Below are 1,315 nucleotides of genomic sequence, written 5' to 3'. Positions count from 1 at the left end.
GAGCCTGTAAATAAATCTGTGTAACTGCCCACCCCATTACAGGTGGCCGTCCAGGCGGTCACCGAATTCGATAATAAAGCGATTCAGCGCAGGCTTCCAATCCCTGATCGGCATGGTCCATTTCTTTGATGCTTGCTGGATCGCCAGGAACGCCACCTTCAGTGCTGCATCATCACTGGGGAACAGCTTCCGGCGTTTGGTCGCCTTTCGAATAACACTGTTCAGCGACTCGATGGCATTGGTGGTGTAGATCACCTTCCGGATGGCTGGAGGGTAATCGAACAGCGTGATCAGGTTGTCCCAATGGTTGTACCAGGATCTGGCGATTTGCGGGTATTGGCCGTCCCAGCGCTCGGCAAAGTCGTCTAGCGCTGTTCGGGCCTCTTGCTCGGTGGCCGATCTGTAGATTTGCTTCAGATCCGCCGTGACGGCCCTGTAGTCCTTCCAGGACACATACCGCAGCGAGTTACGAACCATGTGCACGATGCAGAGCTGGACCTTGGTCCGGGGGTATTCCGCCGCAATGGCATCCGGGAAGCCTTTGAGACCGTCCACACAGGCGATCAGGATGTCCTCCAGACCACGGTTCTTCAATTCCGTCAGTACTGACAGCCAGAACTTCGCGCCTTCGGTCTCAGCAAGCCACAGGCCCAGCAGCTCCTTCTGGCCTTCCATGTTGATGCCCAAGGCCAGGTATAGGGACTTGTTGATCACCCTTTTGTCCTGACGAATTTTCAGAACAATGCAGTCCAGATAAACAATGGGATAAATCGGATCAATAGGCCGGTTTTGCCACTCATGAACCTGATCAATCACACGCTCCGTCACCTTGGAAACCAGCGTTGCCGAGATGTCCGCGTCGTACATTTCCTTGAAGGCGTCCACGATGTCTCGTGTGCTCAACCCCTTGGCGTATAAGGCCAGGATCTGGTCATCCATCTGGGTCAGCCGGGACTGCCCCTTACGGACGAACTGGGGCTCGAAAGAGCCTTCCCGGTCACGGGGAGACTCGATTGGCACATCACCATGCTGGCCTTTGAGACGTTTGGCAGAATAGCCGTTACGACTGTTGCCGGTACCACGACCAGCCGGGGCATGCTTCTCATAACCGAGGTGCTCATCCAGTTCGGCATTGAGCGCGGTTTCAACGGTGAGTTTTACGAGTTGCTGGGTGAGGGCTCCGAGGTCTTTCTCGGACTTGATATCTTTGGCCAGCTCTGCGGCCATGGCTTTGAGTTTTTCTTGATCCACTTGTGTACCCACGATGGTATCCTTTTGAAAAGATTACTCACTCGTGGGCAGTTACACAATTTGG

Annotated in this window: 1 protein-coding gene; it reads right to left on the bottom strand. The window is 54.5% G+C overall.

Features of this window, described 5'->3' with window-relative positions; translation table 11 throughout:
- Window positions 1–36 precede the first annotated feature (36 nt).
- Window positions 37–1,251, bottom strand: coding sequence for an IS256 family transposase (locus MLC70_RS18375; RefSeq protein ID WP_248185981.1), 1,215 nt, complete (start codon window positions 1,249–1,251; stop codon window positions 37–39).
- Window positions 1,252–1,315: the final 64 nt, after the last annotated feature.

The sequence above is a fragment of the Marinobacter goseongensis genome, from assembly GCF_023156235.1.
In the GTDB taxonomy this organism is placed as follows: Bacteria; Pseudomonadota; Gammaproteobacteria; order Pseudomonadales; family Oleiphilaceae; genus Marinobacter; species Marinobacter goseongensis.
Note: the sequence above shows the minus strand (reverse complement) of the source record. Positions and strands in the feature narration are given on the sequence as shown.